Source organism: Pollutimonas nitritireducens (genome assembly GCF_002849615.1).
Classification (GTDB): Bacteria; Pseudomonadota; Gammaproteobacteria; order Burkholderiales; family Burkholderiaceae_B; genus Pollutimonas; species Pollutimonas nitritireducens.
The window spans coordinates 145,190-158,667 of the sequence record NZ_PDNV01000003.1; the positions used below are offsets into that span (position 1 = coordinate 145,190).

At 56.1% G+C, this 13,478-nt stretch carries 14 protein-coding genes; 4 read left to right on the forward strand and 10 right to left on the reverse strand.

The annotated features are described in order from the left end of the window. Positions 1–5: 5 nt before the first annotated feature. The 3 genes from CR155_RS05160 to CR155_RS05170 all read right to left on the reverse strand — a co-directional run bounded on the left by CR155_RS05160 (position 6) and on the right by CR155_RS05170 (position 2,577). On the reverse strand, positions 6–1,397 hold the full coding sequence (locus CR155_RS05160; RefSeq protein ID WP_369406172.1) for a Y-family DNA polymerase: 1,392 nt from the start codon (positions 1,395–1,397) through the stop codon (positions 6–8). Continuing rightward, positions 1,381–2,094 (reverse strand): translesion DNA synthesis-associated protein ImuA, encoded by a 714-nt coding sequence (gene imuA, locus CR155_RS05165; RefSeq protein ID WP_102068929.1) that lies wholly within the window; start codon positions 2,092–2,094, stop codon positions 1,381–1,383. Before imuA ends, CR155_RS05160 begins: the two co-directional genes overlap by 17 nt. 81 nt (positions 2,095–2,175) lie before the next feature. Further along, positions 2,176–2,577 carry a VOC family protein gene (locus CR155_RS05170; RefSeq protein WP_102069150.1) on the reverse strand — a complete coding sequence of 134 codons (402 nt, stop codon included), beginning with the start codon at positions 2,575–2,577 and terminating at the stop codon, positions 2,176–2,178. A gap of 302 nt (positions 2,578–2,879) precedes the next feature. Between CR155_RS05170 and nhaA the strand changes: the two genes are divergently transcribed. After that, on the forward strand, positions 2,880–4,115 hold the full coding sequence (gene nhaA / locus CR155_RS05175) for a Na+/H+ antiporter NhaA (protein WP_102068930.1): 1,236 nt from the start codon (positions 2,880–2,882) through the stop codon (positions 4,113–4,115). 110 nt (positions 4,116–4,225) lie between these two features. Further along, the gene (locus CR155_RS05180) at positions 4,226–4,564 is read left to right on the forward strand and encodes a zinc ribbon domain-containing protein YjdM (RefSeq protein ID WP_102069151.1); all 339 of its coding nucleotides are present in this window, start codon (positions 4,226–4,228) and stop codon (positions 4,562–4,564) included. Between the two features lie 140 nt (positions 4,565–4,704). Here the strand turns inward: CR155_RS05180 and CR155_RS05185 are convergent, their stop codons facing one another. From CR155_RS05185 to CR155_RS05200, 4 genes are all read right to left on the reverse strand, one after another. Further along, the gene (locus CR155_RS05185) at positions 4,705–5,184 is read right to left on the reverse strand and encodes a hemerythrin domain-containing protein (protein ID WP_102068931.1); all 480 of its coding nucleotides are present in this window, start codon (positions 5,182–5,184) and stop codon (positions 4,705–4,707) included. A 106-nt stretch (positions 5,185–5,290) separates the two neighbouring features. Then, positions 5,291–5,722, reverse strand: coding sequence for a hypothetical protein (locus CR155_RS05190; RefSeq protein ID WP_102068932.1), 432 nt, complete (start codon positions 5,720–5,722; stop codon positions 5,291–5,293). A 112-nt stretch (positions 5,723–5,834) separates the two neighbouring features. After that, positions 5,835–6,206 carry a NirD/YgiW/YdeI family stress tolerance protein gene (locus CR155_RS05195; protein WP_102068933.1) on the reverse strand — a complete coding sequence of 124 codons (372 nt, stop codon included), beginning with the start codon at positions 6,204–6,206 and terminating at the stop codon, positions 5,835–5,837. Positions 6,207–6,272: 66 nt separating this feature from the next. Next, positions 6,273–6,938 carry a metallophosphoesterase gene (locus tag CR155_RS05200; RefSeq protein WP_102068934.1) on the reverse strand — a complete coding sequence of 222 codons (666 nt, stop codon included), beginning with the start codon at positions 6,936–6,938 and terminating at the stop codon, positions 6,273–6,275. Positions 6,939–7,095: 157 nt separating this feature from the next. Here CR155_RS05200 and CR155_RS05205 point away from each other — a divergent pair, with 157 nt between their 5' ends. Continuing rightward, a complete protein-coding gene (locus CR155_RS05205) occupies positions 7,096–7,776 on the forward strand; it encodes an MlaC/ttg2D family ABC transporter substrate-binding protein (RefSeq protein WP_102068935.1) in 681 nt (226 codons plus the stop codon). Between the two features lie 7 nt (positions 7,777–7,783). Here CR155_RS05205 and CR155_RS05210 read toward each other — a convergent pair whose 3' ends face one another. After that, the gene (locus CR155_RS05210; RefSeq protein ID WP_102068936.1) at positions 7,784–8,119 is read right to left on the reverse strand and encodes a thioredoxin family protein; all 336 of its coding nucleotides are present in this window, start codon (positions 8,117–8,119) and stop codon (positions 7,784–7,786) included. Between the two features lie 6 nt (positions 8,120–8,125). Next, positions 8,126–10,528, reverse strand: coding sequence for a glucose/quinate/shikimate family membrane-bound PQQ-dependent dehydrogenase (locus CR155_RS05215; protein ID WP_102068937.1), 2,403 nt, complete (start codon positions 10,526–10,528; stop codon positions 8,126–8,128). Between the two features lie 181 nt (positions 10,529–10,709). Here CR155_RS05215 and CR155_RS05220 point away from each other — a divergent pair, with 181 nt between their 5' ends. After that, a complete protein-coding gene (locus tag CR155_RS05220) occupies positions 10,710–13,151 on the forward strand; it encodes a penicillin acylase family protein (RefSeq protein ID WP_439650416.1) in 2,442 nt (813 codons plus the stop codon). Between the two features lie 21 nt (positions 13,152–13,172). Here the strand turns inward: CR155_RS05220 and CR155_RS05225 are convergent, their stop codons facing one another. Beyond that, on the reverse strand, positions 13,173–13,433 hold the full coding sequence (locus CR155_RS05225; RefSeq protein ID WP_102068938.1) for a hypothetical protein: 261 nt from the start codon (positions 13,431–13,433) through the stop codon (positions 13,173–13,175). Positions 13,434–13,478 lie beyond the last annotated feature (45 nt).

The following is a 13,478-nucleotide window of genomic DNA, read 5'->3' on the forward strand; positions in this document are numbered from 1 at the left end:
GGCTATCAGGCAAACAAACCGTGCAGGAACCAGCCCGATTCACTACCGCGTTCTTGATACAGCCAATAGCGTGCACCGTTTTCAGCCTGCGCAATGTAATAGTCGCGTACTGCAAGGCCCGCCCACCAGCCATCTTCGATACGCTCGGGTCCCCGGATGATATACAGCGGCGAACCATAGAATGGCCGATGCTTTTTCACCGGCAAAGACACAGGATCGGCAAGCAGCCAGAAGGGCCGCTCCGCGCCGTCTACGCAGCCAGCCGAAACAGCCTTTTGATCAACCGGCACCCAGCGATTGGCGATTTCGGGGCGATGGTCGGCAACAGGACTGGGCTGCAAGATATTGTCGCGCCCCAAACGCGCCACGAGCACTTCGATAAGACGTTGACGGTCAGCGGGACTGCCGCCGGGATCAGGGAATAAGTCTTTAGGCGCCGGAGCCATGGTTTCTGTATCGGTCGCATGCAGATCTACCCTGATCACAGGCGCGGGCAATTCCAGATTGTGCAGGCGTTCGACAAGAAGCCTCAGCAAATGATCTGATTCCCAGGCAGGTGCGCCCAGTACCAACTCTATTTCCGTGGGCGCGCGGGCGTGGCGCCCCCGTTCGTGCCCCAACTCGAAGACGACGCGTGTAACGGCGCGTCGACGGGCCGTCAACCACCCGCAGAGCTGTTCGATGAGACGACGGGCAACATGCATGATGGTTTCAGCGTGCTCGATGCGCTCCATCAAATCGATGCGGCCGGTAAATTCCGGCGGCGCCACAATCCATTCAAAGAGTTCGGGAGCCTGGCCGTAGGCGGCGTCCAGCGCCTGGAGCACAGCCTTGTTGGTACGACGTTGCAGGCCGGCGCGCGGCAAGGCGCGCAGGGTACCCAAGGTGGTACAGCCGATACCATCGAGCCAGTCGCGATAAGGCATGACTGCGGGCAGAGAGGTGCAAGGCAGTTCATCCAGCCGTTTGCTCAGCGTGGGCAACCGCAGCACCCGCCGTAATCGGGGAGCGCGGGCAGCAAGCAGCCAGGCTGCGCCAGCCGTGGGCGCGATGGAAATGCATGCTGAAAAACCAAGCCCTTCCAGGCTGCGGCCTACACGTCGAAAGAGCTGCCGCACACCTCCGAACAGGCTAAGGCTGGCCGAAACATCGAGCAAAAGCGTATTGTCTTGCGATAGCGCGAGTTCGGGGGTGTACTGAAGCAAAGCCAAAGAAACTTCATCCAATGCACGTTTTTCAACGTGTGGATTGTATTGAACCAGCGTAGCTGTGGGGCATAGTGCGCTGACACCGCCGCGACGCATGCCGGGGCGCACCCCCGCCCTGGCGGCAGACGGCGTAACGGCCTTGACATGGTCGCGCTCGAGCACAACAGCAGGCTCAGTGCGCCAGTTCAAGCAGTGTGTGTCCAGGCTCGCGTGCGACAAGTGCACGCCTATCCATAATCGCATGGTCAAACTCGGGAAATCGGGTGTCGGGATAGAGATGCAGGCTGATGGGCCTTGTGTGTGTGGTTCCTCGCCGCTTCAGGATGGAAATATCCAGGCCTTGAAGGGTGGACTGCAAGACGAGGCGCAGTGGCGAGGGTGAAGACTGTTCCGCCGCAGCCAGCGGGCGCATCACGATAAAAAGCGTATCGCCCTCTTGGGCAGCCAGTTGCAACCGGCGCAACGCCTGATTGCGCATACGGTCTTGCCAAAGCAGGAGCGCACCGAACGTGCCGCTACGTAAAACTTGCTCAGCCGCCCACAATGCGTCGGCCGCGCGCTGGGCGTGGACCCATAGAAGCGAGGAAGGCGCACAACCCCAACTTGCCCACGCCGCGATTTGTGGCAGATGTGGAGGTTGGACGAGCATGACGGATCGTCCGTTCAAACGGTTCAGGGCAGGACGCAACAGCTGCATTTCGCCAATGCCAGGCTGCTGCACCAACACTTCGATCAAGTTTCCCAACGGCCATCCGCCGCCGGGCAATTCAGCCGAAAGCTGGTTGTATCCTGTGTCCGTGCAACGGCCCTGCGAGCGTGAAAGCTGGGAGGCTCGCCAGAGGGACGGATGAATGCGCTCTGGCGAAGCAATTTGGAGATGGGACATGAGCGCCTCATAAAAATACTGTGTAAATATACAGTATTTTTACCACGAATCTGTGGAGAAGGACTAAAGAAGCTTGTTCAGTCAGTCGGTGCCGCTGTAGCCGTCACCCGTAAACTCAATCAAACAAAAGCCATGGCCCCATGGATCCGAGAAACTGATCCAGCGTGACCCTCTCCACTCGATGCACTCGCCTTCCTGCAAAGCGCCGGCCTCGATGGCGCGCTTAGCCGCGTGCTCAATATTGTCCACGACGAAGTCAATGTGAACCGGCGTCCAATGGCGTCTGTAATGACGCACATCATCAATTCCTTTTGCTGGACTTGAACCCGCCGCCGTTTGCAGAAGACATATGTCCGACGATGCGCCGCTCAGTTCCGCCACATCGTCATCGATGATTCGACGCAGGCTCAGCGGTAATGCCCCGCAGTAAAAAGCAATAGCTGGACCAAGCTGCGGAACGTCGATATTGATTAGCATTTTCATGGTCGCCATTTCTGACTCCCCGGGCATGAACGTTTGCTTAAAAACAATCGTTTATACTTTCTGCGGGTGCTCACACTTTCTGTGTGGCAGGGTATGCGATGGTCGGGCCGCCACGCGCCTTAACCACGACCCCATGCCCGCACCCCTTTATTATTCCACTGTCAGTTTTCACCCTTCTCGGCGTGTCTGGCCTAGCCCCGTTCCAGAACAAATCCATTGAGCCGCCGGCTTAGGCCCAGCTGTGCCCTACGCAGCGGCCCATCGTCGGCAAATACTATCGTTTTTTTCTAACAAGAGACCACATGGCCATTATAGAAAGAAGACTATCGCAAACATTCAAACAGTTCTTCGATTCTGAAAAATCAGGCGGGATTCTGTTGATCGTCTGTACCGTTATTTCGTTGCTTCTGGCGAATTCCTCGCTGGGAGAAGGCTATCTTCAGATATGGCGCGTGTATGTGGGCGGACTGAGCATAGAACACTGGGTAAATGATGCGTTGATGGCCATCTTTTTCCTGCTGATCGGCCTTGAGCTCAAACGTGAACTCTACAACGGAGAACTATCGGAACTCAAGAATGCGCTTTTGCCCATCGTTGCCGCCGTCGGCGGGATTTGCGTACCGGCATTGATACATTTCAGCATGAATGCTGGAACACAAACACAGGCCGGTATCGGTATTCCCATGGCGACGGACATCGCTTTCGCATTAGGTGTTCTTGCTCTCCTTGGAAGCCGGGTTCCTGCGTCGCTGAAAGTATTTCTCGCTGCCCTGGCCGTCATGGACGATCTGGGCGCCATTATTGTCATTGCTGTTTTCTATACCGCAGAGATGTCCTTCATCTACTTGTTGGCTGCGGTGGTCGTGTTCGCCCTACTGGCCTGCATGAACCGCTATCTGCGCGTCATGTCTGTTTGGCTCTACCTGCTGGGCGGCGCAGTAATGTGGGTATTCATGCTGAAATCCGGCGTTCACGCAACGATCGCCGGCGTGCTCCTGGCCTTCGCCATTCCTTTCTCTGCCAAACAGGATGATGAAGATTCCCCATCGCACAAGCTGGAACATTTTCTGCACAAGCCTGTGGCCTTCATCATTCTGCCTGTCTTCGCTCTGGCAAATACCGGGATCATCATCAGTTCCGGCTGGACCCAGGAACTTGCCTCGACAAACAGCCTTGGCATCATGGCCGGGCTGGTTCTAGGCAAACCAGTGGGCATAACTCTGTTGTGCCTGCTTGCCGTTGCCCTCGGAATCTGCAAGCTGCCCCTCGATCTGCGTTGGCGCCATGTATTTGGCGCCGGCCTACTGGGAGGCATAGGTTTTACGATGTCCATATTCATCACCAACCTCGCCTTCACAGGAGAGGCCGACGTCATCAATGCATCCAAAATGGCGATCCTTGTGGCGTCTCTGGCCGCCGGCATCATTGGTTTTGCCTGGTTGAAGATCTTCGGCAAACCGGTGGCCACCGACACGGACATGGACACCATGGACTTCGAAGAAAGTATCACCGCGACATCCGCACAGCTTCCTCGCTAGGACGGATCAGGCGGCTGGCGTGGCCATGCCTGCGAATGCAATCCGCAGGCATGGCCACCACGCTATACTTTTCTGCTTTTATGGCATATGCCACGCACCAGGAATTATTCATGAGCACATTGCCCTCTTGTCCGAAATGCAGTTCCGAGTTCACCTATGAAGATGGGGACCTCTACATCTGCCCCGAATGCGCCCACGAATGGTCTGGACTGGCGGTGGCACCCATCGAAACGAGCCGGGTTTATCGCGATTCGGCGGGAAATGTGCTGCAGGATGGAGATACCGTCACGGTTATCAAAGACCTGAAGCTCAAGGGCTCGGCGGGCGCAGTCAAGATGGGTACCAAGGTGAAGAATATCCGGCTGGTCGATAGTGATCATGATATCGATTGCAAAATCGACGGCTTCGGGGCCATGAGCCTGAAATCGGAGTTCGTCAAGAAAGTGTGATCGGATCCTTTGAGCCTGACGATTGACATGGATCCACCCACATCAACTGAAAGCGACAGTGTCGACGTCAAGCGCGGTAGCCATTGAAGGCTACTGCGCTGGTTCAGGTGCCGCTGGGGATCTGCGAAAGCGACGATCCGCTAAGCATTGGTGTTTTCGGCCAGCAAATCTTCCTTCATCTGTACCATTGCTGGAAGAAGCTCGCGCAAATCAATTTTTTTCGAAATGATTTTCGGAAAAAGCTCATCCTCTTCCTCGGCGACGTGGTGATTGACATATTCACCCAATACAATGAATTTCGCGTCGTACAAGTCGTCGCCCGGCTTCATTTCCTGCAACTGTCGAATTAAATCCTTGGCACTGGCATGTTCGACCAGTGCTTCATCCAGCAGGTCGCCGAAAGCTTCAGGATCCTGGTCGCGCAAAAACATATAAAACTGCTGCTCTTCGATCTGCGTGTGCGCAGTCAAGTCCATACAGGCCTCGGCAACAATGCTTTGCTTCTTTGCCGCGTCGGTGACATCCTCGAATTCTTTGAACAGTTTTTTGACCTTCCGATGATCGTCCAGCAGCAAGCTTAAAACTTCTTTCTGGGCAACAGGAATCTGTGATTTATTCATTGTATTTACCTTTCGAATATTTTTAAGTGGTAGCGCAAAGGCCCACGCCAGGCACCGCGCCCGTCACGCCCTACTTTGCGTGATCGGACGCGTGCCGTTACTGCTGCTATTGACGCTTCTCGCTTCCCGATATGGTGCTGCTTCCTTCATTGCTGGTGGCACCCGCGCCGGAACGCATGGGTGCTGCACGTGGAGGTGATTCACCCGACGGGGCTGTCTGTTGCGGCGTTCCCGTCGTCGCAGGCGGCGGCGCGCTGGTGGATGGGACATCCGATCCGCTCAATTTCGGATTAGCGGTATTTTCCGTGGCAGGTTTGTCGGTTCCCGGTAAGCTGCTATGAGGCGCTTCCCCTGTCGCTGTGGATGATGTGGCAGGTGTGCCCGTGTTCGGACTCTTGGTCGGCGGTGGACTGGCATCAGGTTTGGAGCTCTCGGGCATTTCACCGACTTTATTGGTGCCCTGGGTTTGGGCTTGAGCGCCCGCAAACGGAATGGCCAGCAACGCTGCCACAAGAAGAGTTTTTTGAAGTGTTCTCATATTAAGCACCTTTGTGATTGCAGTAAGGAATTTGTGAAAGTTCAGGAGAGGTATGCAACGGCAATTCGCCGTTTAAACTCTCATAGCAAATAGTGTGCCTCGGTGAAATAGTCTATTTAAGGATCTCGATCGCCTCGACGTCGATCTCCGTCTTGCCGACTAGACCCTTGTCCACTTCGCCCCTGATCTGGACAGTGGTCTTGTCGTCTACCGGCACTTTCGGGAAGACCTTGTCGTCGATCTCGACTGAAATTTCACCGGTCGCATCGGAGAAAACATAGTGCTCATCGGACGTTTTCCGGATCAACATGCCCTTGAGCGCCACTTTATCGTCGTCCTTGGATTTTTCCATGACATCGGCGACCGTCACGGCCATGACTTTTTCAGAAGGCCCCGTATATTGAGCGGAAACCGGCGTCAACGCGAAGGCCGTAACGCCTATGGCAAGCGCCGTAGAAATAGATTTGGTTCTCAAGATGCTCATGTATTACCCTCTTTTTCAGTGACGAAAACGAAAAAACGACGTGGTTCATGACCACGCCTGCATGAATCAAAAATTTCCCAGATCGAGCAGGGTGAAGTGCCCCTTTTCCAGCCAGCCTCCTGTATCGATGTGTACGGTATTTCCCAATGCGACGACCTCTTGCAGCGGTGTATGCCCGACCACGACGGCGTGGATGTTCTTGACTTTCGTTTCATCAAGACTTTGTATACGTTCACGCGACCATATCGCCTGCATCCTCGCGGACTCCGATCCCAATGCGTCCGCAAGCTGTGCCCAATCAGGCACAGGGCAAACCGCGTGGATGATGCCCACCAGACCGTTATCGGTTTCAATCTCCATGGCATAAGGCAAGTCATTGAAGACGAGGCCGAACTGCTTCTGGCGTGTGCGCGGCATGTCAAGGAACCATCCCCCTCCGTTGCTCCTGTAGTTCTCTATGTCGACACCGCCAATCAGGCTATGCCTTATTGCATAATCTTCATGATTGCCTCTGACCGCATGAAACCAGGGCAAAGCGAGCCAGTCGAGGGCCTGATCCGCCTGCGGACCGCGGTCTACCAGATCTCCAACGCTGAATAGCCGGTCTTGGCCGGGATCAAAACCAATCGTTTCCATGGCGTGTTCCAGCCGGCCGAAATGTCCATGTATGTCGCCCACGGCATAGTCCCGACCTGCCATGTTTTTTTTATAGTGTTGGATAAAGATGTCCATTTTTTTAAACCCCGTTCTCGACTGATAGCAATCGACGTGCCACTGGTGTCCAAGATGCGAATGTGTCGATGGGGACACAAGTGGTTTCCAAACAGCCGGTCAGCGGCTACTCCAGCGAAATAGAATGAAGAGGTCTCCGTCAATTAGAATTTGCCTCATGAACCAGCATATATCCTCAGCTTCCCGTGAACACACGTCCCGCGGCGGGACATCGCAGCGCAATGCATCGGTGATTTTCTTTATTGCCACACTTTTCATCCTGGCCTTGCTCAACAACGTTCATGCTCAGCGCGTGGTGAATCCCCTGGCCGAGCCCAATGCCTTTATCGAGGCTGTGGGCAATAACGCCCTGGACGCCGTCCGTCAGGATCCCGCCGCTAAGCGAGGAGACACTCGCCGGATCAACGAGTTGATCGATCAATATTTGCTGCCCTACGTCAATTTTGAAAAGACCACCCGACTGGCGGCAGCACAGGGCTGGCGGACCGCAAGTAGCCAGCAACGCAAGCAGCTGGTCGAAGCGTTCCGGGGCACGCTGATCCGGACGTATGCGGGTGCGCTAACGGATGTCGACAAGATCGCCGCCTTGAACCTTCTGCCCTTCCGCGGTGACCCGAAGGCCAAGGACGTCGTCGTTCGAAGCTATTTCTCGCAGCGCAACGGGCCGCAGGTCAATGTCGACTACCGTATGGAAAGCACACCCGAAGGCTGGAAGATCTACGATATCAACGTCGAGGGAATCTGGCTGATTCAAAATTACCGCAATCAGTTCGCGCAGCAAATTCGCGAGAATGGCGTAGACGGCTTGATCAACGCTCTGAACCAGAAAAACCAGTAGTGCGGAACTATGCCGGATCGGGATCGATTTGCGATAAGGCCCGGGCGATAGCCTGCTCTTCAGTAGGCCGGACAAGTCGTAGAACTTCTTTTCCATCGCGCAGAAACACCAACGTCGGCCAGAGCTTGATGGTGAAGGAACGGCCCAAGGGCCGACGGCTGCCGTCTTCCACCTTGATGTGACGGACATTATCGTGCGCTTCGAGCGCCGCCACGATGGCAGGCTGCGCCGCCCGGCAGTAGCCGCACCACGGCGTGCCGAATTCCAGCATGGTGGGCCCGGTCAAGACATCGATCTCTGAACGAGTTGGCTCAATGGCGCTATAAGCGTTGGTTGCTGCCATGATTATTTACCTCCTGCTGGGAAGTGCATAGGCGATCACATCGTCGCCCGCTCTGGTGCCTAATGAACCGTGGCCGCCCGCCACGACAAGCAGGAACTGACGTCCGTCGGCACCCGTGTAGGTCATGGGCGTCGCCTGCCCGCCCGCGGGAAGGCGGCTCTCCCAGAGTTGCTCGCCGTTCGTTACGTCGTAGGCCCGCACAAAGTAGTCCAGCGTGCCGGACAGGAACGCAACCCCTCCGGCCGTCATGATAGGACCGCCGAGGTTCGGCACGCCCATTTTGAACGGCAGAGGCAGGGGCGAACTATCGATGACCGTGCCATTTTTATGTTTCCAGACAACCTGACCGGTGGTCAGGTCCGCCCCCGCCACGTATCCCCATGGCGGCGCCTGGCATGGCAAACCAAGGACAGAGGTGAAGGCACTTAATTTGACCGCGAATGGAGCCCCGAAGTTTTCGTTCAGCGCCGGCAAGCTGTCTTCTGGACGGGCCTCGCCCTGAACATATAGCGTAGTGTCGTCGGCCCGAGGCACCAGCTGGGAAACGAACGCCAGATAGGTGGGTGTAGTGAAAGTAACTTGACGCTGCGGATCCACGGCGATGCCGCCCCAATTGAACACGCCGAAGTTTCCCGGATACACCAATGTCCCTTCCAAGGATGGAGGTGTGTACCGTCCCTCATAGCGCAATTTGTGGAATGCGATACGGCAGGCGAGCTGATCAAGCATCGTCGCACCCCACATGTCGGCCCCAGTCAACGCCGGTGGGTCGAAAGACAATGCGGAGACAGGTTGTGTCGGCGCCAGGCGTTCACCTTCAATGGTCCCCTGCGGCACAGGCCGCTCTGTAACCGGCAATATGGGCTCGCCATTGCGGCGATCCAGAACGAAGAGCTCCCCTTGCTTGGTGGGCTGAACCAGGGCAGGCACTGTCTTGCCGCTGATAGTGAGGTCAATGAGGCTGGGCTGCGCCGGAACGTCGTAATCCCACAAATCGTGATGCACTGTCTGGAAATGCCAGCGTGCTTGTCCGGTGGCCAGGTCCAGGGCCACAACGGACGAAGAGTATCGCTCCACGGCTTCACTTCGCTCGGCGCCCCATTGGTCGGGCGGTTGATTTCCCAATGGGACATAGACCATGCCCAGCTTTTCGTCCACGCTGGAAATCGACCAGCTGTTCGGTGAGTTCGGCGTGTAATTCGCTCCCGGCGGCAGTGGAGTCGTCACCTCTGGATTGCCAGCGTCCCAGTTCCACACGAGGGCACCGGTATTGACATCGTAAGCGCGGATCACACCGGAAGTTTCGCGGGTGGAAACGTTATCCAGTACGGTCCCTCCTACAATCAGCAAGCGATCAGTGACCACGACCGGCGACGTGGAGTAATAACCCCCGGGTTTTTTATGAGGCATGTTCTCCCAAAGGTCGATGTAGCCTTTGCCTTGTCCAAAGGATTGGCACACTTCACCATCTTCGGGATCGAGCGCAATCACCCGCCCATCGGCGGTTGGCATGAACAGCATCGCCAGACACTCACCCGATGCTGGATTGTCCGCTCTTTTGTGATAGGAAACGCCTCGGCACGTCAGGTGTTGCAAGGCCAGATCGCCCTCTACTTGAGGTTCGTAGCGCCATAGCTGTTCGCCGGTGGTTGCGTCCAACGCAATCACCGATTGATGCGGTGTGCAGAGATAGAGGCTGTTATCGACCTTCAGGGGTGTCACTTCGAAAGTCGTTTCGACCGGGTCTCCTGGACGTCCGCGCGTATCGCCTGTCTGGAAATGCCAGGCAACTTCCAGCTGATCAACATTATCGGAGGTAATCTGTGTCAACGGTGAGTAGCGTTGTCCGAGTCCATCGCGCCCATAGGCATGCCACTCGCCCGCCGGTATCACGGCGGCATCGGCCTCGAGTTGCGCGCGTATTCCCGGCAGTTCTCCTTCTACGCGTTGCGGCTCGACGAACCAGGACGCGATAGCCACGAACAGGAATAGGCCAAGCGCAGCAGTTAACGCAAGCCTGCCGCCACGGCGTTTCGTTGTCGACGTCGGGGCACCCGCTTCGGATATGGCTGTTGCCAACAGTGGGCGTGTAATCCAGGGCATCAAAAGAAAAACGCCTGCGATGAAAATCACATCGCCTCGGGCTGCCAGTGGCCACCAGTCCAGTCCTGCTTCCCACAGACTCCATGCCAAGGTTCCAATAACAAGCAAGGCATACAAATACAAGGCAGACTGCCGGCGCCTGCTCAGCAGCAAGCTGGTAGCAACGAGGGCTACGCCGGCGCAAAGGTAATACCATGACCCCCCCAACGCAACAAGCCATCCTCCGCCTAAGACCAGCGCCAGGCCGAGCATGCCAATGACACTGGCAGTTACGATGAGACCTAGCCTACGCTGCGTACCTTCCATGCTGTTTCCTCCCGGGAGTTGCCGCCATCACGCTGAATGCATGCGCCTTGGGACAGCAAGCTGCATTCCTGACGAACCAACGTGCCGTTACTCATGGTCGAACACTGTCACGAAATTATGTGACACCGTTACGGTGGATTTCCGGAAAGAGTGGTCGTAAACCGTCAACAAAGGAGAATGTATGAATACACATCGTCTACACGCGCTGGCGCGCGCAACTGGCGCAGCTTTGATCATGGCCGGTACAGGTCTGGTCCAGGCCGCCAACTCGAATTCCGAGGAACGCTATGCCACGACTGGCATCGAGAAGCCAGCGCGTGTATTAATAGATCAATGGGGCATTTCGCATATTTATGCCAATACTTTTTATGACGCGTTCTACGTCCAGGGGTTTATGGCGGCACGCGACCGCTTGTGGCAGATAGATACCTGGCGCAAGCGCGGCCTGGGCGAAATGGCGAAAGATTTTGGCCCCTCGTATGTCGAAGGCGATCGGATGGCTCGGGCCGTGCTTTTCCGAGGCGACATGTATCGAGAATGGCTAGCCTACGGCTCGGATGCCAAACGGGTTGCTGAAGCATTCGTCGCTGGTGTGAACGCTTATATCGACCAAACCGAAAAAGATGCCGCACTGGTTCCCGAAGAATTCAAGCTATTGGGTTACAAGCCATCAAAATGGAAGGCCGAAGACATCGTCCGCATTCGCCACCATGGGCTGACGCTGAATGCGAAAAATGAAATAGACCGCGCTGAAGTATTCTGCAAAATCAAGAGGGATCCAGTTCGTGTCGACTGGTTGCGCCGCGAAACGGTGCCTGAGGTCAATCCGGTCGTCGCCGCAGGCCTGGACCCTTGCGAAGTGCCGTTCGCTGCGTTGAAAAAGGCTTACGATCTTGCGACGGCCACCCCTAAATTCACGAAGGATTCGATCAATGCCGTCGCAGCTGCGTCCACCGATATAGCAACGCTCTATAACGTAGTGGATTTCAATAGCGATGGGGCGCGCAGCCTGGGTTCTAACAACTGGGTCATTGCCGGTTCGCGCACCAGCACGGGGCGACCGGTATTGGCTAATGACCCACATCGTTCTCACGGTGCGCCCAGCCTGCGTTACATCAGTCACCTCGAAGCGCCCGGACTCAGTGTCATCGGCGCGGGCGAACCTTTCCTGCCCGGTATTTCCATTGGTCACAATGGCACCATCGGTTTTGGCCTCACACGCTTCTATATGGACCAGGAGGATGTCTATGCCTATGAACTGAACCCTGATGCAAAGTCCGAGTATCAATACAAAGGCCGTTGGGAGCCTTTCGAGGTGATTTCCGAAGACATTTTGGTCAAGGGCGAGAGCACGCCCCGCAAGGTGGACATCTTGTACACGCGCCACGGACCGGTCCTGCACAAAGATAATACGAAGAATCAGGCGTGGGCCTTGCGAGCGGCATGGCTGGATTTTGGCATGGCACCTTACTTCGGCTCCATGGACTATATGCGGGCGCAGAATTGGGATCAGTTCAGTGCGGCGATGAATCGCTGGGGTGCTCCCGGAGAAAATCAAGTATATGCAGACAAAAGCGGAAATATTGCATGGATGCCAGGTGGCTTGACGGTCAATCGGCCAAATTGGGACGGTTTGACTCCCGTGCCGGGAGACGGGCGCTACGAGTGGGCCGATTACCGCACTATGGACGAACTGCCGTCACAGCATAATCCCGACGCCGGTTATATAGTCACGGCCAACGAAAATAACATTCCTCCCGAACATCCCGCCTTTCAGAAAGGTATAGGTTACGAATGGAGCAACAGTTCTCGCGCCAAGCGCTTGCAGGCGCTTATTGCAAAGAACGATAAATCCTCACTTGACGATTCCAAGGCATGGCAGTTGGACACCACTTCCCTACCAGCCGTGCGTCTGGTTGCTTTGCTCAAGAACGTAGCGATCCCCGACGATGCCGATACACGACAAGGACTAAACTTGCTGAAGGAATGGGATGGCAATGAAACGGTGGAAAGCGCAGAAGCCGCCTTGTTTGAGGTATGGTTCAGCAAGCACCTGCGAAAAGGACTGGTCAAGGCCGCCCTGGACGCGGACGCCGCCGCGCTGGTCGGTCAAGGCGATGCCGAGCGGGTAATCCAGGTACTGGAGAGTCCTCAGGGTTGGCTTTCCACGACGGCAAGAGACCAGGTTCTGACTACGACACTCAAAGAGGCGATGATTCAGACCAAGAGGCTGCTGGGTCCAGACCCGGCCGGCTGGCAATGGGGAAATCTGCACAAGGCCGTGTTCACCCACCCGCTCAGTCCTGTTCTGAATGCAGCAGAAAAGGAAAAATTCAACGTGGGTACATGGCCTTTGCCGGGATCCGCCTACACTCCCCTCGCCGCCAGCTATGGCGAGAACTTCCAGCTGCAGTCTGGTGCATCTTACCGGATGATACTGGACGTGGGAAACTGGGATGCATCGCAGGTAATCAACACGCCCGGGCAATCAGGCAATGCATCAAGCAAGCATTATCGGGACTTGGCGCCGATCTGGGCCGCCGGTCAATATTTCCCATTGCTCTACTCCAAGGGAAAAATCGAGGCCCATGCGGAAACCACCATCAATCTGGTTCCCGAATGAAGCGCTTCTTGCACTAAACCCTTATCCCCCGCCCGATACAGCATTGGGAGGGGAGGTAGGCGGCGTTTCTTCATCGTCGACCGGTGTATCTTTGTCAACGTCCACGTCGTCGGCGGACGATATATCGACTTTGCGGTTTTCGTTCCCACGAACCTGAGCTGGAGTAGCAGACGGCATATCAGTGAAGGTGTCGGAAGAGTCGTTCGGGCCCGGGGCCGGCTCGGCACGGCCGGACCCGGGATTGCCTGCTGCGTGTGGTTTTTTCGGGTCATTCGTGGCCATGGCGGCCTCCTGTTGGGTGGATTGGCGGATGAATTCCGGACATCC

Excerpts from the sequence above, each read along its gene's own strand:
- imuA (WP_102068929.1), bottom strand. The coding sequence starts at position 2,094 with ATGTCCCATCTCCAAATTGCTTCGCCAGAGCGCATTCATCCGTCCCTC.
- CR155_RS05170 (WP_102069150.1), bottom strand. The coding sequence starts at position 2,577 with ATGAAAATGCTAATCAATATCGACGTTCCGCAGCTTGGTCCAGCTATT.
- nhaA (WP_102068930.1), top strand. The coding sequence starts at position 2,880 with ATGGCCATTATAGAAAGAAGACTATCGCAAACATTCAAACAGTTCTTC.
- CR155_RS05180 (WP_102069151.1), top strand. The coding sequence starts at position 4,226 with ATGAGCACATTGCCCTCTTGTCCGAAATGCAGTTCCGAGTTCACCTAT.
- CR155_RS05185 (WP_102068931.1), bottom strand. The coding sequence starts at position 5,184 with ATGAATAAATCACAGATTCCTGTTGCCCAGAAAGAAGTTTTAAGCTTG.
- CR155_RS05190 (WP_102068932.1), bottom strand. The coding sequence starts at position 5,722 with ATGAGAACACTTCAAAAAACTCTTCTTGTGGCAGCGTTGCTGGCCATT.
- CR155_RS05195 (WP_102068933.1), bottom strand. The coding sequence starts at position 6,206 with ATGAGCATCTTGAGAACCAAATCTATTTCTACGGCGCTTGCCATAGGC.
- CR155_RS05200 (WP_102068934.1), bottom strand. The coding sequence starts at position 6,938 with ATGGACATCTTTATCCAACACTATAAAAAAAACATGGCAGGTCGGGAC.
- CR155_RS05205 (WP_102068935.1), top strand. The coding sequence starts at position 7,096 with ATGAACCAGCATATATCCTCAGCTTCCCGTGAACACACGTCCCGCGGC.
- CR155_RS05210 (WP_102068936.1), bottom strand. The coding sequence starts at position 8,119 with ATGGCAGCAACCAACGCTTATAGCGCCATTGAGCCAACTCGTTCAGAG.
- CR155_RS05215 (WP_102068937.1), bottom strand. The coding sequence starts at position 10,528 with ATGGAAGGTACGCAGCGTAGGCTAGGTCTCATCGTAACTGCCAGTGTC.
- CR155_RS05220 (WP_439650416.1), top strand. The coding sequence starts at position 10,710 with ATGAATACACATCGTCTACACGCGCTGGCGCGCGCAACTGGCGCAGCT.
- CR155_RS05225 (WP_102068938.1), bottom strand. The coding sequence starts at position 13,433 with ATGGCCACGAATGACCCGAAAAAACCACACGCAGCAGGCAATCCCGGG.